This window comes from Bradyrhizobium sp. USDA 4510 (assembly GCF_054059095.1).
This window is the reverse complement of record NZ_JBSSBT010000001.1, coordinates 4189547-4207216: the sequence shown is the minus strand read 5'-3', so window position 1 is coordinate 4207216 and position 17670 is coordinate 4189547. Positions and strand designations below refer to the sequence as shown.

Sequence of the window (17670 nt, the reverse complement as noted above, 5' to 3'; positions counted from 1 at the left end):
GTGCCATTCCATCTTGGAATCACAAACGAATCCAAGGCGCAAATCCTATTTTAGCGCCTATGGGCGCAGGCCGGGACCTATAACCACCGGATAGTGTTGTTCAGGCGGGCTGTGGCCCCAGCGTCGTGCAACAATCAGCATCGGTGGTTATGGTCCCTGCTTTCGCAGGGACGACACCCAATATGGGTCGTCGTATGTGAGTCATACATCCGCATCCTCGCGACGCGAGGCGCATTCGGATAAAGCGAAATATTTTCGCGGGCGAGGATTGACAAGTTTTTGGTGAGTTGCCCGTCGTGTCGTACCAGCAACACCCGTCCTACGCACTCACGAGGCGCCGCGCGCGCTTCGCTGCAGGCCGCGGCTTCAGCGTCGTATCCGCGGCACCCAGCACGCGTCCATCCTGCGAATAGAGCGCGAGCTTCTTCACCGGCTTGCCCTTGTCGCGGTCGACCAGGATGGTCGCAATCTCGTCCGGATGCTCGTCGAATTCCTCGGTCCATTGCCGCAGCGCGACCAGGATCGGAAAGATGCCGTGGCCCTTCGGCGTCAGGACATATTCCTGATAGGCGCTGCCGTCGGAGGCGGGGACCGTCTTCAGGATGCCGCGTTCGACCAGCGTGCGCAGCCGTGTGGCAAGGATGTTCTTGGCAAGCCCGAGGCCCGCCTGGAATTCGCCGAAGCGGCGCCGGCCGAGGCTGGCGTCGCGGATGATCAGGAGCGACCACCAGTCGCCGAACACGTCGAGCGCGCGTGCGACGGGACAGCTGTCGCCTGCAAGGCTGGTTCGTTTCACCGACCGTCTCCAGGAATTTGGGCCATCACGACCTTGTGTGGTTGCAATATTAAACCGTATGCCATAGCTAAGCAACGAAGTTTAATAATGCAACCAACTGGAGGCGGACATGAGACTGGCGAACAAGACGGCGTTGATCACCGGCGGCAACAGCGGCATCGGGCTCGCGACAGCAAAGCTGTTCGTGGCGGAGGGCGCCAAGGTCGTCATCACCGGGCGCAACAAGGAGACGCTTGCGGCGGCATCCAGGGAACTCGGGCCGAACGCGCTCGCGGTGGCGGCTGATGCCACCGACGTCGCGGCGCTGGAAGCCGCGGTGAAGCAGGGCGCCGAGAAGTTCGGCAAGTATGACGTTCTGTTCGCCAATGCCGGCATTCCCGGCCAGACGCCAGTGGGCGGCACCACGCTGGCCGCATTCGAGAATGTGATCCGGACCAATCTCACCGGCGTGTTCTTCACGGTGCAGGCGGTCGCGCCGTATCTCAACGACGGCGCGTCGATCATTCTCAACGGCTCGGTGATCTCCGTGCTCGGCAATCCCGGCTACTCGGCCTATGCCGCGAGCAAGGCCGGCGTGCGCGCGATGGCGCGGGTGATGGCGTCAGAATTCTCGCCGCGCAACATCCGCGTCAACGTGGTGGCGCCGGGTGCGGTGCGCACGCCGATCTGGGGCGCGGCGATCGCAACGCCCGAGGCCGAGAAGATCTTCGAGCAGCGGATCGGCAAGACCACGCCGCTCGGTCGGATCGGCGAGCCCGATCACATTTCAAAGACCGTGCTGTTCCTGGCGTCCGACGACGCCGCGCATGTGCAGGGGCAGGAGCTGTTCATCGATGGCGGTGCAACGGCATCACCGGCGGGCGCGCCGATCTATCGCGGATAGAGCCTTTCCGTTCCGATTAAATCGGGCCGGGGCTCTGGTTTTATTCTGACGCGTTTTCTTCACGCGAACCGGTATCCACTTCGCTCGAAAACGCTCTGGTTTGTTTCTCATTGTATCGAACGGCCGGTGTGAAGCGTTTCATACCGGCCGGTTTGGCTTGCGACTATCATCGCGCGGATTGAACCTTTGACGTACTGCCCGGACTCCTGATTGGGCGGGGAGTTTTTCACCACGGAATCATTTGGAGTGCCGCCATGCCGAAAGCAGCCCGCATTTCGACGTCGATCCCGGTTTCGCCCGCATCCGAAAGTTCAGATACGACGCAGTTCGTGACGGTCGCGCTGTTCTCCGGCATCGGCCTGTTGATTTCGCTGGTCGCCGTCATCCTCGGCATACAGGGCGTCTGGTTCTGAGTTCCTCCACCTGAACGGCCTGCCGCCGCCAAGCGACGGCAGGCGCTTTGAATCACATCAGGCTGCGTTCAGGCTGCCGGCGGCCTGCAGCGCGCCCGCCACAGCCTTTTCGCGATGCTCGGGGCCGACCTGGATGCCGTCGGCGGGGATGAACTCGACATTCCTGACGCCGATGAAGCCGAACACGCCGCGCAGGTAGGTCTCGAGGTGCTCGAGCGCGGCCATCGGCGTGTCGGCGCCGTAATAGCCGCCGCGCGAGATCGCGATGATGACGCGCTTGTTGCCGGCCAATCCCTCGACGCCGCCGGTGCCATACTTGAAGGTCTTGCCCGCGACCAGGATGCGGTCGATCCAGGCCTTGAGCTGGCTCGGAATCGTGAAATTGTACATTGGCGCGCCGATCACGACGATGTCGGCGGCGAGGAACTCGTCCAGCACCGCTTGGCCGGTCGCGATGTCGTCGCGCACCGACGGATCCGGCGCCGCGCCTTGGCTGGCGGCGAGGTGCAGGCCGGAGAGGTGGGCGAGCGGGGTCTGGCTGAGGTCGCGGTAGCTGACGACGAGGCCCGGATTGGCCTGGCGCAACCGCTCGACGGCGGCGGCGGAGACCTGGCGGCTGACAGAGTGGGGGCCGAGGACTGAGGAATCGATGTGCAGAAGTTTCATGGCTGAGGCCACCTTTGGTATAGGTTTGTAACTGGCGCTATATGAGTGACCGTCTTAAATCTCCGCAAGAACGCACATTTTTGAAACCCGAGCACACCAATGGAACCCGAGCACATCGATGTAACCGCCGAAACCGGCCTGCCGCGTGGTCCCGGGACGCATCAGGACTGCCGCGGCGTGGCCTCGGTGCTGTCGCGGGTCGGCGACAAATGGAGCGTGCTGGTCATCATGCTGCTGCGCGATGGACCGCGCCGCTTCAACGAGCTGAAGAGGATGATCAACGGCATCTCGCAGCGCATGCTGACCTTGACGCTGCGCGGCCTGGAGCGCGATGGCCTGGTGACGCGCACGGTGTTTCCGACCATTCCGCCGCGGGTCGACTACGAGCTGACCGATCTCGGGCGCGGACTCGCGGTGCCTGTGATGGCGCTCGGCGAATGGGCGTTCGCGCATCTGCCGGAGATCGAGGGCGCGCGGAACGATTTCGACGCGCGGAATGGCGAAGGCTGAGTTCGGAGCTTTCGCATTCGGACAAGCAGACCCGTCATCCTGAGAGCCTGCGTAGCAGGCGTCTCGAATGATGCACGGCCACCAGTCGGGCCGTCGATCCTTCGAGACGCGCTGCGCGCTCCTCAGGATGACGGACAGGCGTTTGCGCGAGCGAGATATTCAGCTCGTCAAATCATCGACACCAGCCCGCCGCCGTGGCGTTCGAGCCTGCCGGCGAGCTCGAGCTCGAGCAGCACGGCGCGGACAACGGCCGGCGACACGTCGGCCATCCGGATCAGATCGTCGAGGCTGATCGGGCTCGGCCCGAGCAGATCGATGATGCGGGCGCGATCGCCGCTATCAGTGGCAAAGTCCAGCGGCTCGTTGTCCTCGCGCGCGCCAAGCATCACCGGCCGCTCCATGATCGGCGTCACCGCGCTGATGACGTCGGCGGCTTCGGTGACCAAGGTGGCGCCTTGCTTGATCAGGTCGTTGGCGCCGGCGGCGCGCGGATCGATCGGCGAACCCGGCACGGCGAACACCTCGCGGCCCTGTTCGGCCGCCATCCGCGCCGTGATCAGCGAGCCCGAGCGATGCGCGGCCTCGACGATCACGACGCCGAGCGAGGCGCCCGAGATCAAACGGTTGCGACGGGGAAAGTCGCGCGCCCGCGGCACATGGCCGAGCGGCATCTCCGAGATCGCCGCGCCGCGCTCGAGCAGGGCGGCCAGCAGATCCTCGTGCTCCGGCAGATAGATCCTGTCGTGGCCGCCGGCGAGCACGGCGACCGTGCTGCTGGCAACGGTGGCGCGGTGCGCTGCCTGATCGATGCCGCGGGCGAGGCCCGAGATCACGACAAAGCCGGCATCGCCAAGATCGCGCGCCAGGGTGCCTGCAAATTTCAACCCGGCGCCGGAGACATTGCGGGAGCCGACGATCGCGATCATCGGCCGCGTCAGGGTATCGCGCGCGCCGCGCACGGCAAGCAGCGGCGGCGCGTCGTCGATGGTGGCAAGCCGCGCCGGATAGTGCGCTTCCTCCGGCGCGACGAGATCGATGCCGAATTTGCGGCAGGCCGCGAGCTCGGCGGCGGCGTCGGCCTCGCTGCAGATCCGCCCGGGGCCGGAGGCGCCGCCGCGGCGCGCGAGGTCAGGCAGGCGCTCCAGCGCGTGCGCCGCATCGCCAAAATGGCGGAGCAGCGATGCAAAGGTGCGCGGGCCGACATTGTCGGAGCGGATCAGCCGCAGGCGGTTGAGCCGTTCGGTGTCGGTGAGTTTTGGAGGGCTGGGCGAGCGGTCATGCATACGGGGCCCAGCTTCGCCCAACCTGAGATTGTGATCACCTGCGACATTGGCGCAGCCGCGCGCGACGCGCTAAAAGCGCTTGGCAAGAAGCCGCCAAAAACCGTCAAGAAACAGGAAGTCCGCCGATGATTTCGCTTGCCGATCTCCAACGCCGCATCGCCTCCGGCGAATTGCCCACCGATGTCGCCATCACGCAGACGCGGGACGCGATCGCGGCGCAGGACAAGACTATCGGCGCCTTCGTCCGCCTCGACGAGACGGCGCGTGGGCAACAGGCCGGGCCGCTGCGTGGAATTGCAGTCGGCATCAAGGACATCATCGATACCGCTGACCTCCCGACCGAGATGGGCGCCGCGATCTATCGCGGGCATCGGCCGCGCGCCGACGCTCCGGTCGTGATGGCGCTGAAGCAGGCCGGCGCCACCATCATCGGCAAGACCACGACGACGGCATTCGCGGCGAACGATCCGACCGCAACGCTCAATCCGCACAATCACGCGCACACGCCGGGCGGCTCGTCGTCGGGCTCGGCCGCCGCGGTCGCCGCCGGGATGATCCCGCTGGCGCTCGGCACGCAGACCGGCGGCTCGGTGATCCGGCCGGCCTCGTTCTGCGGCGTCGCCGCGATCAAGCCGAGCTACCGGCTGCTGCCGACCGTCGGCGTGAAATGCTTCTCCTGGACGCTCGATACCGTGGGGCTGTTCGGCGCCGGCGTGCGCGACGTCGCGCTGGGGCTCGCTGCGATGACGAAGCGGCCCGAGCTGGTGGTGCCGTCGAAGGTTTCCGCGCCGCGCATCGGCGTCGTCACGCAGGCCTTCGCCGGCGCGCCTGAACCTTCCGGCGCGGAGGCGTTGCAGAAGGCCGCGCGTGCGGCGGAGCAGGCCGGTGCGACCGTGCGCGAACTCGCGATGCCCGAGGTCGTCGCGGAGGCGTGGCGGATCCATCCGGTGGTGCAGGAGTTCGAGGCGCATCAGTCGTTCGCCTGGGAATACGGCCAGAACTACGATGCGATGCCGCCGCTGCTGCGCGGCCGGCTCGACGAGAGCAAGGGTGGCACGCCGGCGGAATACGACGCGGCGATGGACGTCACGCTGCGCGCACGGCAGGCGCTGGCTGCTGTTCTCACCGAGGTCGACGTGCTCGTGACGCTGTCGGCACCGGGCGCGGCACCCGAGGGTTTGGCGTCGACCGGCGATCCCCGTTACAACCGGCTCTGGACCTTGTTGGGCGTGCCCTGCGTCAACGTGCCGACGCTGACCGCCGAGGGCGGATTGCCGGTCGGCGTGACCGTGATCGCGGGTTTTGGCAATGATGCCAAAGCGCTGGCGGCCGCGAGCTTTGTCGAGGACGCGCTGAAGCGGTAGGCTTGGTCATTCCGGGGCGATGCGCCGCATCGAACCCGGAATCTCGCGCCACAACTTCTGGATTCCCCGGTGCGCAATTGCGCACCTGAGGTTCATCGTTGCGCGATGCCCCGGAATGACATACGTCACTTCCGCTCGCCGATCTTGCCCTCGGTACCGGCCTGCAGGCGCTGGATGTTCTCGCGGTGCATGTAGAACAGCAGCAGCGTCAGCACGGCGAACAGCGAGGCGAGCGCGTTATGGCCGAACCACCACAGGAACAGCGGCGTCACGAACGCGGCGATCAGCGCCGACAGCGACGAGTAGCGCGTGGTGTAGGCGGTGCCGAGCCAGATCACGGCGAAGATCAGCGCCGCCGGCCAGAACAGGCCGAGCAGCACGCCGAGATAGGTCGCGACACCCTTGCCGCCGCGAAACTTGAGCCAGACCGGGAAGAGGTGGCCGAGGAAAGCCCCCAGCGCCGCCAGCATCGCCGCGTTCGGGCCGTCGATGGTGCCGGCGATGATGACGGCGACGGTGCCCTTCAACATGTCGCCGAGCAGCGTCGCCGCGGCGAGGCCCTTGCGGCCGGTGCGCAGCACATTGGTGGCGCCGATATTGCCCGAGCCGACCGTGCGCAGATCCTGCGTGCCGGCCATCCTGGTCAGCACCATGCCGAACGGGATCGAGCCCAGCAGGTAGCCGATCAGGAAGGCGAGCGGCAGCAGCCCATCAGCAGACATCGCAGTGGTTCCCTGGAGCGGTCCGGCCCGAACGGGGCAGTGCCGTCAATGAAATATTAACCATAAATCCGCACCATGGCCTTGGTAATGAGGGAGCTTATCATGGCTTCTGTTCGCAGGCGGCTGGAGCAGTTTTTCTTTGTCGTTTACGTCGCGGCCATCGTCGTTGGCACAACGATGGAAGCGATGTCGCAACTCGCGTCGCGCTAAGTTCCACCCCAGTTTCAGACGTGCTCGTAAACGGTCCGTCCGCCGACGATCGTCCGCGTCACGCGGCCCGAGAAGCGGGCGTCGTCGAACGGCGTGTTCTTGCACAGTGATTTGAGATCGTCGCGGTCGAGGACCCAGGGCGTGTCGGCGTCGATCACGATGACGTCGGCCGGCGCGCCCGCGCGCAGCGTGCCGCCGGGCAGGCCGAGCAGCTCCGCCGGCCGTGTCGACATCGCCCGGATCAGCGTCTTGAAGTCCATCTCGCCATTGTGGATCAGCCGCAGCGCCGCCGGCAGCATGGTCTGCAGGCCGACTGCGCCGCTCGCCGCTTCCGCGAACGGCAGCCGCTTGACCTCGACGTCCTGCGGATTGTGGTCGCTCATCACGACGTCGATCAGCCCGGAGGCCAGCGCCGCGACCAGCGCCTTGCGGTCCTCCTCGGTGCGCAGCGGCGGGGCCAGCTTGAGGAAGGTGCGGTAGGGGCCGATGTCGTTCTCGTTCAGCGTCACGTGATTGATCGAGACCGAGGCCGAGACATTGTGGCCGGCGTCGCGGGCGCGCTTGAGGATCTCCAGCGACTCGATCGAGGTCAGCGAGGCTGCGTGATAGCGCCCGCCGGTCAAGCCTGCGAGCCGCATGTCGCGTTCGAGCATGATCGACTCGGCCGCGGTGGGAATGCCGGCGAGGCCGAGCCTTGTGGCGAATTCGCCCTCGTTCATCACGCCTTCGCCCACCAGATTCGGATCCTCGGTGTGATGCACGATCAGCGCGTCGAAATCGCGGGCATAGGTCAGCGCACGCCGCATCACCTGGGCGTTGGTGACGCTGCGGTCGCCGTCGGTGAAGGCGACGGCGCCGGCGGCCTTGAGCAGGCCGATCTCGGTCATCTCCTGGCCCTGCATGCTCTTGGTCAGCGCCGCCATCGGATGGATGTTGACGATCGCGGTGTCGCGGGCCCGGCGCAGCACGAAGTCGACGGTCGCCGAATTGTCGATCACCGGCGAGGTGTCGGGCTGGCAGATGATGGTGGTGATGCCGCCGGCCGCGGCGGCCTGGCTGGCGGAGGCGAAAGTCTCGCGGTGGCTGGCGCCGGGCTCGCCGACAAAGGCGCGCATGTCGATCAGGCCGGGGGCCACGATCTTGCCGGCGCAATTGACGATGTCGGTGCCTTCGGGGACGCCCGCGGCGCCGATGCCGCGCTTGGCGTCACGGATCACGCCGTCGGCAATCAGGACATCGCCCGGACCGTCGAAATCGCGCGACGGATCGATGACGCGGGCGTTGGCGAGCAGGATGGGGCGGCGGTCGGTCAGCATCGGTCTCACGCGTTTGGCAGGTTGCGGGCGAGCGCTTCCAGCACCGCCATACGCACTGCCACACCCATTTCAACTTGTTCACGGATCAGCGACTGCGCGCCGTCGGCGACGAAGGTGTCGATCTCGACACCGCGGTTCATCGGGCCGGGATGCATCACCAGCGCATCCGGCTTGGCATAGCCGAGCTTCTTCTGGTCGAGGCCGAAATAGTGGAAATACTCGCCCGACGACGGCACGAAGGAGCCGTTCATGCGCTCACGCTGCAGCCGCAGCATCATCACGATGTCGGCGCCGTTCAGCCCCTCGCGCATGTCGCGCGCGACCTCGACGCCCATCCGCTCGATGCCGGGCGGCAGCAGCGTGGAGGGGGCCACCACGCGGACGCGCGCGCCCATGGTGTTGAGCAGGAAGATGTTGGAGCGCGCCACGCGCGAATGCAGCACGTCGCCGCAGATCGCGATCGTCAGCCCCTCGAGCCGGCCCTTGTTGCGGCGGATCGTCAGGGCGTCGAGCAGCGCCTGGGTCGGGTGCTCGTGGCTGCCGTCGCCGGCGTTGATCACGGAACCGTCAACCTTGCGCGCCAGAAGCTCGACCGCGCCGGAGGCGTGGTGGCGTACCACGAGAATGTCCGGGTGCATCGCGTTCAGTGTCACCGCGGTGTCCATCAAGGTCTCGCCCTTGCGGGTCGACATCGATGACACCGACATGTTCATGACGTCGGCGCCCAGGCGTTTTCCGGCGATCTCGAACGAGGACTGGGTCCGGGTCGAGGCCTCGAAGAACAGATTGACCTGGGTACGGCCGCGCAGGCTGGCGCGCTTCTTGTCGACCTGGCGGTTGAGCTCGACATACTCCTCGGAGAGGTCGAGCAGGCCCGTGATGTCGTCAGCGGAAAGGCCCTCGATGCCCAGCAGATGCCGGTGACCGAGGACAAAAGTCGATTTCAATGATGGGGTCATTAAAGCGAGAGCTATAGGCGCGGATGGCCGGTGGGGCAAGCGCGAAGAGGGCTCGCGGGAGTTTTCCCCGAGTAAGATGTCGCCGCCTTCCCGGCGGTGCTGCCGGGGCTCGCCGCGGGACATCCGCGCCTTGCTTTTGCTGGGGTTTCCGGAACAAGACATGGATGGCGGGGCACGGGCGGAGCGGCAGCGACGCCGTCCTCCTGACGGGCTATAAGGCCGTGACGCCGGAGCGAGACCTCGTGAAAATTGTCGTGATCGCATGGATGGCCATCGCATTGATCCCGGGGGCGATCTCGCCTGCCTTCGCTCAGAACTTGCCCGGCGACTTCGCGTTCCTTCGCGACATCGATCCGACCATCATCCAGGACATCCGCTACGCCGGCGCGAACAATTTCATGGGGCGGCCGATCGCGGGCTATGGCGCGGCGGAATGCGTGGTGAAGCGGGAGGTCGGGCTCAGGCTCAAGGCCGTGCAACAGGAACTGGCCCGGCAAAGACTGTCGCTGAAGATGTTCGATTGCTACCGGCCGGCCCGCGCTGTCGCCGACATGGTGGCATGGTCGAAGAACGGCACCGAGACCGCCGCCGAGCGGCGCTACAACCCGGCCTTTTCGAAGGCGGACCTGTTCCGCCTCGGCTACATCGCCACCCATTCGGGCCATTCGACAGGGGCCGCGGTCGATCTCACGCTGGTCGACCTTGGCGCCGACAATTCGCGCAAGTTCGATCCGGCCAGGGACTATGCCGACTGCACCGCGCCAGCCGCCACGCGCGCTCCGGAGGGCAGCGTCGACATGGGCACCGGTTACGATTGTTCCGACCTGAAGGCCCACACCGCGACGGGCTCGATCACGCCTGCGCAGAGGCGCTGGCGCGCCATGCTGGTCGCGGCGATGGCCCGGCAAGGGTTCGCGAACTATGCCAAGGAATGGTGGCACTTTTCGCTGCCGCGGGCAGGCGGGCCGGCCTACGACTTCCCGATCGTCCGGGCGCGGTAGCGCGTTTTCGAGAAGTGGACGCCGGTTCGCGTGAAGAAAACGCCTCAGAACAAGAGACTGGAGCTTCGATTCTGTTTCAATCAGAGCCGAAACTCTAGGGCAGGATTTTCCTCAAATCCGAAGCATTTTCGCAAGACGACGCTTGCCATCGCAAAAGTAGCTGAGCGACCTTTCAACACTCCTTAATTGTGGCCATATGAAGTGCCGGCAACACGGGAGCATGCAGCATGCGTTTCGCAGCCATTGCAATTGTTGTCGTCGGCGTCGCCGGCGTCTTGATCTATGATCGACACGACAAGAGCGCGAATTATCAGCGCGTCGATGCCCACATCAGTGGCGTCAGCGAGCAATGCTATCTGGAAAAGGTCGAGCGCGGGGTCATCACCAAGACGACATCGACCTCCGATCTGACCCGCTGCGAGATTGCCGAACTGCTGCGCAAGGAGCATCCCAAGTGGCAGGGCTATGACGTGAAGCACAAGATCGAGGTGAAGGTCGTCTATGTCTCGCCGGTCGACGGAGCCACCCACCAGTCGAGCCTGCAGATGTCCTATTTCCCCAATGGCAAGCCGCTGCGCGCCGGGGACGTGTTTCCTGTCCTCGCCTCCAAGACCAAGGCGGACAAGACGCGTTCGATCTGACCGCCGCGGTTCGACAGGACGGAAGCACAACCATGCGCCTTGGCCTCTACGCTATGATCGCTGTCGCCATCGCGAGCTTCTATGTCTATAGCGAGCTCGACAAGCGACTGAACTTCCGGCCGATCGACGCGCGCGTCAGCAGCGTCAAGGAACAATGCTACATGGAGAAGACCGAGGGGTCGCGAAGCTCGACCTCCGATCTGTTGCCGTGCGAGCTTACCGAGCTGCTGGCACGCCATCATCCGAAGTGGCACGGCGCCGACATCAAGCACAAGATCGAGATCCGGTTTGCCTACATCTCGCCGGTGGACGGCGCCGCGCATGAGTCCAACCTGCAGTTGGCGGCCTATCCCGATAACCGGCAATTGAGCCGCGGCGACATTTTTCCTGTCCAGGCTTCCAGGAAGGAGGCGAACCGGACCCGCGTCAATGACTGGGTCGACCGCTGGCTCGGCCGCCATGCGCCCAAGCGCGCAAGCATCTAAAGCATGGAAGCATCCAGCGGACGTGTACTTTTCGCTGCCCCGCGTCGGCTCGCAGGCTTATGATCCTCCGATTCCATCGCGCCGCGGCTGGCCCGTGATCCCGGCCGGAAGAGGCCGGTTGTCCCGGCCGCATGCGTGCAGACCAGTTGCCGAGGAGACCATGACGCAGGCTCCGTTTGCCACCCACGACGTCTTCAACCAGTCGCCGCCGTTCGAAAATGTCGACCTGTTCACGGTGGATGCGCCGCTCGCCGCGGCGGTTGCCGCCAATGGCGGGGCGGCGGCAACGGCTGAGCTGTCGGATTTCGGCAAGCATTGGGGCTCGGACGCGATGGCGGAGCGCGGACGCATCGCCAACGAGCACACGCCGAAGCTGCGCTTGTTCGATGCCAGGGGCAATCGCCGCGACGAGGTCGAGTTTCATCCGGCCTATCACGAGCTGATGGCGCACTCCGCGCATGCCGGCGTGCACAATTCGACCTGGAGCGCCGACGGCAAGCCGGCCGGCGGAGCGGCCGAGGTGGTGCGTGCGGCAAATTTCTACATCGCTTCCCAGGTCGAGACCGGCCATCTCTGCCCGATCACGATGACGCGCGCCTCGGTCGCGGCGCTGGCCTCGCAGCCGGACATTCTGGCGAAGACGATGCCGGTGATCGGAACGCGCGCCTACGATCCCACCTTTGCGCCGTGGTGGACCAAGGGCGGCATGACCCTCGGCATGGGCATGACGGAAAAGCAGGGCGGCACGGATGTGCGCGCCAACATGACGCGCGCCGAGCGCGACGGCGGGGCCTGGCGCATCACCGGGCACAAATGGTTCATGTCGGCGCCGATGTGCGACGCCTTCCTGGTGCTGGCGCAGACCATGAATGGGCTGAGCTGCTTCTTCATGCCGCGCTTTGCGCCCGACGGCACGGTCAACGCGATCCACTTCCAGCGCCTGAAGGACAAGCTCGGCAACCGCTCCAATGCCTCGTCGGAGGTCGAATTCCACGGCGCTTATGCCGAGCTGATCGGCGAGGAGGGCAAGGGCATCCGCACCATCATCCAGATGGTGCAGCTGACGCGGCAGGACTGCGCGATCGCATCCGCCGGGCTGATGCGCTCGGGGCTGGCGCATGCGCTCCATCACGCGCGGCACCGCAGCGTGTTCCAGAAGCATCTCGCCGACCAGCCGCTGATGCAGGCGGTGCTGTCGGACATGGCGCTGCATGTCGAGGCGTCGATCGCGCTGGTGATGCGGCTCTGCCGTGCCTTCGATCGCGCGCCGGCCGATGCGGGCGAGGCCGCCTATATGCGGCTGCTGACGCCGGCGATCAAATACTGGACCTGCAAGAGCGCGCCCGGCTTCCTCTATGAGGCGATGGAGTGCCTCGGCGGCAATGGCTATGTCGAGGAAGGCATTTTGGCGCGCCATTACCGGGAGTCGCCGGTCAACGCGATTTGGGAGGGGTCCGGCAACGTGATGTGCCTCGACGTGCTGCGCGCGCTCGGCCGCGAGGCTGACGCCGCACTCGCGGTGCTGCGCGCGCTCGCCGAGGAGACCAGGGGCCTGCCCGGCGCCGCCGAGGCTGTTGCCTCGATCGGGCAGTCGTTCCGGCGGCCGGACAGCGAGCGCGTCGCGCGGCTTGCGGTCGAGCAGCTGGCGCTCCTGGCAGCAACCGCGGCGCTCAACCAGGTCTCGCCGAAAAACGCCGAACTGTTCGCGGTGACACGGCTTGCCGAACGCCACGCCGGCATGTACGGCGCGGTGGACTTATCCGATGCCAATCAGCGCGCGCTGCTGGCGCGGGCGCTGCCATGACCACATTGACCACCGTCATGCCCGGCCTTGTGCCGGGCATCCACGTCTTTGCTTCGACAGGGCAAGGAAAGACGTGGATGGCCGGGACAAGCCCGGCCATGACGAATTGATAGAGCCGAGGTTCGCTGATGGATTCTCTCACGCCGCAAGACGCGACTGCCGCGATCGAACCGCCGCCGCTCCCCCCGCGGGTCTGGAAATTCTGGGGCACCGCGCTGTGGGGCCTGTTGATCTTCGCCGCGATGTTCGTCGGCCAGGTCACGGTCATCGTCTGGCGCATCGTCGCGCAGGGCGGGGAGGTGTCGACGGCCGGCATCACCCATGTGGTCGCCGACGGCCTGACGATCTCGCTCTCGGTCCTCGCCGGCCTGCCGATGGTGTTGCTGGTGCTGTGGTTCGCGATCCGCCGGACCCGGATCCCGTTCGCCGATTACCTCGGGCTGCGCGGGACGTCGTGGAAGAACGTGATCATCGGCGTCGTCGCGCTCGTCGTGCTGGTCGGAGCCTGGGACATGGTGTCCCGCGCCGCCGGCCGCGAGGTGTCGCCGGGCTTCATGGGCGACGTGCTGAAATCGGCGCAGGAGCACAGCGCGCTGTGGCTCCTGGTGATCGCCTTCGCCGTGGCCGCGCCGCTCTGGGAGGAACTGTTCGCGCGCGGCTGGCTCTACCGCGGCTGGTCGGAATCCGCGCTCGGACCCTATGGCGCGATCCTGCTGTCGTCGATCGTCTGGACGGTGATGCACCTGCAGTACGACTGGTTCTTCCTCTGCCAGGTGCTGACGATCGGCCTCCTGTTCGGCTATTTGCGCTTCCGCACCGGATCGACCTGGCTGACCATCCTGCTGCACGGGCTGAACAATTTCGCGGCGACGATCCAGACCTGGTGGCTGGCGGGCTGAGAGTTCCCTATGCTAGGTTGAAGCTAGGCCCACCTTCGCTGCAACGTTGTTGCAGAAGAATCCCATATGTCGAACTTCGAGAATGCCAACGCGCCGGTACCGGCACCGCCGCAGCGGACCTGGGATTTCGTGGAGACGGCATTCGTCATCCTAATCGCTTACGGCGTTTTACGCTGGTTGGAGGTTGGGCCATGACGATCATCATCGCGGCGCAAGACGGCGTAGCCAGAATGTCGCCGGCTCAATTGCGGGATTCGCCGCCCAGGGGCGATGGTACGGCGCTGGCCTTACCATCGCGAGCCCCTTGACGATCGGCGTGCTCTGGATCGCGATCCGGAAGGCTCGCCGCGGGTTCGAGGAATATCTCGCGCTCAACTGGCCGAGCCCGGCCGAAGCCATGCGCGCATTTGCAATCTTTGCCGGCATTCTGCTCGTTGAATCGGTCATCAATTCGAGTGTTGGTGGCGAGGGGGCCGCGGTGGATGACCCGGTCTTCGTGGTCAAGGGCGCGAGCGGCTAGATGATCCTGCTCATCGGTACCTGCATTGCCGGACCATCATGGAAGAGTTCCTCATTCGTGGCTTCTTGTATCGCGGCTGGTCGGAGTCGTTTCTGGGTCCGATCGGAGCGATCGTTTTGACCGCCGCCGTCTGGGCTATGACCCACACACAGTATGACGTTTATGGGAAGTTGGAGATATTCGGGATGGGATTGGCGCTGGGCTATTGCCGTTGGCGCAGCAACTCAACCTGGCCGACGGTCATGATCCATTCCGCCCTCAACACATTCATCTTTTTCGTGACAGGCCCGTATGTCCTAGGGCCCAACGGCTGCGATCACGATTGGCATGTCCGGGATCCTCTGCGGCGTGATCATCATCCGGAACCAGCGCCGGTGCGTCGCCAGCCATCGGAAGGTTGGAGGATGCCAGCGGCCCCCTCGAGTGCTATGATCTAGATCAATGAATGAGCGCGGGCCGGACTGAAACCAGGCAGCGGCGGCTGCCGTCGTGCGAGCTCTTCTCATGGCTATCTTGATCCGAGCACTCCTGGCCGGCGTCGTCGCGCTGGCGTCTCTCGGCGCCATCACGCAGCAGGTGCGCGACCAGGGCGTTACCGACACCGAAATCCGGATCGGCAATGTCATGCCGTATAGCGGCGCGCTGGAGATTTTCGGCCAGATCGGCAAGGCGGAAGCCGCCTATTTCGAGATGATCAACGAACGCGGCGGCATCAATGGCCGCAAGATCCGCTTCATGTCCTATGACGATCTGTCGGATCCCTCCAACGCCATGGATCTCACGCGAATTCTGGTCGAGACCGACAATGTGCTCTTGATGTTCGGTTCGTTCGGCACGCCGGGGAATCTGGCGGTGCGGAAGTATCTCAACGAACGCAAGATCCCCCAGCTTTTCGTTGCTTCCGGCGATCACGAGCTCAGCGAGCCGTCGCTCTATCCGTGGACCATGGGCTGGCAGCCTTCGTATCGCGAGGAAGGGCGCATCTACGCCAACTACATCCAGGCGTTCTATCCCGGCAAGAAAATCGTGGCGCTTTGGGAGAATGACCAGTTCGGGCGCGAATTGTTCAAGGGACTGGTGCAAGGGCTGGGCGACGTCGCCCACAACATCAGGGTCGACATCGCCTATGATGTCGACGATCAGCACCTGGACGGCCACGTCTCGATCCTGAAGCAATCTGGCGCCGAGGTCTTCGTGTTTGCCGGAGTACCGGAAAATGCCGCCAAGGTGATCCGCGCGGCGGCCGACCACGGCTGGCGGCCGGTGTTCGTCGTGAACCAGATGGCGTCATCGATCGAGACGGTGCTCAAGCGGGCCGGCACGGAGAATGCGACCGGCGTCATCACCGCCGCGTTCCTGAAGGATGCGAGCGATCCGGCCTGGAGAGCGGAGCAGGGTGCCTGGTACAGCTTCCTGGACAAGTACACCAAAGCCGGCGGCAAGGATGACGCGGCTGCAGTCTACGGCTATGCCGCTGCCGAAACGATGGTCGAGGTGCTCAGGCAATGCGGCAACGACCTGTCGCGCGAGAACGTCATGAAGCAGGCTGCGGCGCTCAGGGATTATCAGGCGTCCGCCTTGCTCCCCGGCATCAAGATCAACACCGCTCAGTTCCGACCGGTCGAGCAATTGCGGTTGCTTCAGTTCGATGGCCGTAGCTGGCAGCCGATCGGGGATGTGCTCGATACGGCGTTCGCCGGTTCGACCGGGAAATAGCGGCGATCAACATAAGCCTACGAGCCGCGCGCAATTGTTGCGGGCCTTCGCTCTTGCTGAAGCGCAAGGGCGAGTTGTGGTGCTACGTCGCTGGGACCGGCGGGCCGGTCTATTGCGGGAGGGCGCGCGCCGCTCGGCGCCGACGGGGCCTCGAAAGAGACGCAACTTCGAAAGTAATGACTTGTTGCGCGGATGGCACAGGAGGCCGCGGCCAAATCAGGTACATTGATACTGTATTGAAAGACTTTTCATCACCCGGAGCATTGCGTTGGCGTCAGACGCGGTCAGTCTGTCTGATACAACAAGCGTAGCGGACGCGGCGGCTGCTACAGCGCCGTTTCGCGTAAAGATCGTGACGCGCGACGAAATCGCCGGTTGTCCCGCTTGGGAGGCCAGTTTCGCCGACCTGCGCAAGGATCACCGCTACTACGAAATCCTGGAGGATACGCTCCGTGAGCGTGTCGAGTACCGGTACTTCGCGATCATCGACCGGGCAGGCTGTCTCCATGCCGTCCAGCCGTTTTTTCTTCTCGACCAGGACATTCTCGAAGGACTTGGAGCGCAATGGCAGCCGCTGCTGGCGCGCATCCGAGGCTTCGTTCCCGGGTTTCTCAAAATGCGAACCCTGATGGTCGGATGCTTCGCCGGTGAAGGGCATCTTGCCGGATCAAGCACGGTGCCGTCCGGCAAGATCGCCGAGATTCTTTGCGGCGAAATCGTCACGCTCGCCCGATCGTGCGGGGCGCAACTCATCGTCCTGAAGGAATTTCCTGCGCGCTACCGGCCGGTGCTGTATTGCTTTGTCCGGCGCGGCTTCGCCCGTGCGCCGAGCATGCCGATGACGGCGCTCAATATCGAGCACGACGACTTCGATGCCTACATGCAAAATGCGCTGCCGCGATCGGCACGCTGGCAGCTCCGCAAGAAATTCAAGGCAACCGACGGTGAAACCATAGCTCTTACCGTCACCGACGACGCAAGGGATGCCGTCGACGAGATCTATCCGCTCTACCTGCAGGTCTTCGATCGCTCGAAATTCCGTTTCGAGAAACTGACAGCCGACTATCTCCGCCGGCTCGGCAGTGACATGAAGGACAAGGTCCGCTTCTTCATCTGGCGCCGTGGCGGGAAGGTGATCGCCTTCAGCCTTTGCATGGTCGAAGGCGACAGTCTGTTCTGGGAGTATGTCGGACTCGACTATGCTGTCGCACTCGACCTTCATCTTTATTACTACACCATTCGCGACATGATGAATTGGGCGATCGCCAACGGTTACAGGTGGCTCCGAAGCACGGGTCTCAGCTACGAACCGAAATTCCGGATGCGGCATGATCTCGATCCGCTCGACCTCTATGTGCGGCTTCGCTCTCCGCTTCCGAACGCGATCTTCAGGCTCCTGTTGCCCTGGATCGTACCGGCCCGCTATGACAAGATCTTGCGCAAATTCGCGAACTATCGCGAAGTCTGGTAGCGACCGATTGC

At 64.7% G+C, this 17670-nt stretch carries 20 protein-coding genes; 13 read left to right on the top strand and 7 right to left on the bottom strand.

Annotated elements, in window-relative coordinates; all coding sequences use genetic code 11:
• Window positions 1-319: 319 nt before the first annotated feature.
• Window positions 320-796 (bottom strand): winged helix-turn-helix transcriptional regulator, encoded by a 477-nt coding sequence (locus tag ACVMDN_RS19345; protein WP_076834473.1) that lies wholly within the window; start codon window positions 794-796, stop codon window positions 320-322.
• A gap of 109 nt (window positions 797-905) precedes the next feature.
• Between ACVMDN_RS19345 and ACVMDN_RS19340 the strand changes: the two genes are divergently transcribed.
• Together ACVMDN_RS19340 and ACVMDN_RS19335 are read left to right on the top strand one after the other, a co-directional pair.
• Window positions 906-1679, top strand: coding sequence for an SDR family NAD(P)-dependent oxidoreductase (locus ACVMDN_RS19340; RefSeq protein ID WP_057020793.1), 774 nt, complete (start codon window positions 906-908; stop codon window positions 1677-1679).
• Window positions 1680-1933: 254 nt separating this feature from the next.
• Window positions 1934-2092, top strand: coding sequence for a hypothetical protein (locus tag ACVMDN_RS19335; RefSeq protein ID WP_092078167.1), 159 nt, complete (start codon window positions 1934-1936; stop codon window positions 2090-2092).
• Between the two features lie 57 nt (window positions 2093-2149).
• Here the strand turns inward: ACVMDN_RS19335 and ACVMDN_RS19330 are convergent, their stop codons facing one another.
• Entirely contained in the window at window positions 2150-2758 is a 609-nt protein-coding gene (locus ACVMDN_RS19330) for an FMN-dependent NADH-azoreductase (RefSeq protein WP_076834471.1), read from the bottom strand.
• Between the two features lie 99 nt (window positions 2759-2857).
• On the opposite strand from ACVMDN_RS19330, the gene ACVMDN_RS19325 reads away from it, so the two are divergent.
• Window positions 2858-3268, top strand: a complete 411-nt coding sequence (locus ACVMDN_RS19325) for a winged helix-turn-helix transcriptional regulator (RefSeq protein WP_038380388.1) — start codon at window positions 2858-2860, stop codon at window positions 3266-3268.
• 167 nt (window positions 3269-3435) lie between these two features.
• Here the strand turns inward: ACVMDN_RS19325 and dprA are convergent, their stop codons facing one another.
• Window positions 3436-4551, bottom strand: coding sequence for a DNA-processing protein DprA (gene dprA / locus ACVMDN_RS19320; RefSeq protein WP_456835061.1), 1116 nt, complete (start codon window positions 4549-4551; stop codon window positions 3436-3438).
• 125 nt (window positions 4552-4676) lie between these two features.
• Here dprA and ACVMDN_RS19315 point away from each other — a divergent pair, with 125 nt between their 5' ends.
• Window positions 4677-5915, top strand: a complete 1239-nt coding sequence (locus ACVMDN_RS19315) for an amidase (RefSeq protein WP_456835062.1) — start codon at window positions 4677-4679, stop codon at window positions 5913-5915.
• A 125-nt stretch (window positions 5916-6040) separates the two neighbouring features.
• On the opposite strand, the gene plsY is transcribed toward ACVMDN_RS19315, so the two are convergent.
• The 3 genes from plsY to ACVMDN_RS19300 form a co-directional block, all read right to left on the bottom strand.
• The gene (gene plsY / locus ACVMDN_RS19310) at window positions 6041-6637 is read right to left on the bottom strand and encodes a glycerol-3-phosphate 1-O-acyltransferase PlsY (protein WP_076834465.1); all 597 of its coding nucleotides are present in this window, start codon (window positions 6635-6637) and stop codon (window positions 6041-6043) included.
• A 224-nt stretch (window positions 6638-6861) separates the two neighbouring features.
• Window positions 6862-8163 (bottom strand): dihydroorotase, encoded by a 1302-nt coding sequence (locus tag ACVMDN_RS19305; protein ID WP_316395008.1) that lies wholly within the window; start codon window positions 8161-8163, stop codon window positions 6862-6864.
• A 5-nt stretch (window positions 8164-8168) separates the two neighbouring features.
• The gene (locus ACVMDN_RS19300; RefSeq protein ID WP_026192854.1) at window positions 8169-9122 is read right to left on the bottom strand and encodes an aspartate carbamoyltransferase catalytic subunit; all 954 of its coding nucleotides are present in this window, start codon (window positions 9120-9122) and stop codon (window positions 8169-8171) included.
• 266 nt (window positions 9123-9388) lie between these two features.
• On the opposite strand from ACVMDN_RS19300, the gene ACVMDN_RS19295 reads away from it, so the two are divergent.
• From ACVMDN_RS19295 to ACVMDN_RS19260, 8 genes are all read left to right on the top strand, one after another.
• Complete coding sequence (locus tag ACVMDN_RS19295) at window positions 9389-10123, top strand: M15 family metallopeptidase (RefSeq protein ID WP_076834461.1); 735 nt, start codon at window positions 9389-9391, stop codon at window positions 10121-10123.
• 227 nt (window positions 10124-10350) lie between these two features.
• Window positions 10351-10764, top strand: a complete 414-nt coding sequence (locus ACVMDN_RS19290) for a hypothetical protein (RefSeq protein WP_456785113.1) — start codon at window positions 10351-10353, stop codon at window positions 10762-10764.
• A gap of 32 nt (window positions 10765-10796) precedes the next feature.
• Window positions 10797-11249, top strand: coding sequence for a hypothetical protein (locus ACVMDN_RS19285; RefSeq protein ID WP_076834457.1), 453 nt, complete (start codon window positions 10797-10799; stop codon window positions 11247-11249).
• A gap of 160 nt (window positions 11250-11409) precedes the next feature.
• A complete protein-coding gene (locus tag ACVMDN_RS19280; protein WP_456835063.1) occupies window positions 11410-13053 on the top strand; it encodes an acyl-CoA dehydrogenase family protein in 1644 nt (547 codons plus the stop codon).
• A gap of 128 nt (window positions 13054-13181) precedes the next feature.
• The gene (locus tag ACVMDN_RS19275) at window positions 13182-13952 is read left to right on the top strand and encodes a CPBP family intramembrane glutamic endopeptidase (RefSeq protein ID WP_076834453.1); all 771 of its coding nucleotides are present in this window, start codon (window positions 13182-13184) and stop codon (window positions 13950-13952) included.
• A 304-nt stretch (window positions 13953-14256) separates the two neighbouring features.
• Window positions 14257-14472 (top strand): hypothetical protein, encoded by a 216-nt coding sequence (locus ACVMDN_RS19270; RefSeq protein ID WP_076834450.1) that lies wholly within the window; start codon window positions 14257-14259, stop codon window positions 14470-14472.
• Window positions 14473-14510: 38 nt separating this feature from the next.
• Complete coding sequence (locus tag ACVMDN_RS19265) at window positions 14511-14909, top strand: CPBP family intramembrane glutamic endopeptidase (RefSeq protein ID WP_076834449.1); 399 nt, start codon at window positions 14511-14513, stop codon at window positions 14907-14909.
• 67 nt (window positions 14910-14976) lie between these two features.
• A complete protein-coding gene (locus tag ACVMDN_RS19260) occupies window positions 14977-16188 on the top strand; it encodes an ABC transporter substrate-binding protein (RefSeq protein ID WP_076834447.1) in 1212 nt (403 codons plus the stop codon).
• Window positions 16189-16462: 274 nt separating this feature from the next.
• Here ACVMDN_RS19260 and ACVMDN_RS19255 read toward each other — a convergent pair whose 3' ends face one another.
• Complete coding sequence (locus tag ACVMDN_RS19255; protein ID WP_310885876.1) at window positions 16463-16846, bottom strand: hypothetical protein; 384 nt, start codon at window positions 16844-16846, stop codon at window positions 16463-16465.
• Between the two features lie 18 nt (window positions 16847-16864).
• Between ACVMDN_RS19255 and ACVMDN_RS19250 the strand changes: the two genes are divergently transcribed.
• Window positions 16865-17659 (top strand): GNAT family N-acetyltransferase, encoded by a 795-nt coding sequence (locus ACVMDN_RS19250; RefSeq protein WP_310885877.1) that lies wholly within the window; start codon window positions 16865-16867, stop codon window positions 17657-17659.
• The last annotated feature ends 11 nt before the right edge of the window (window positions 17660-17670 follow it).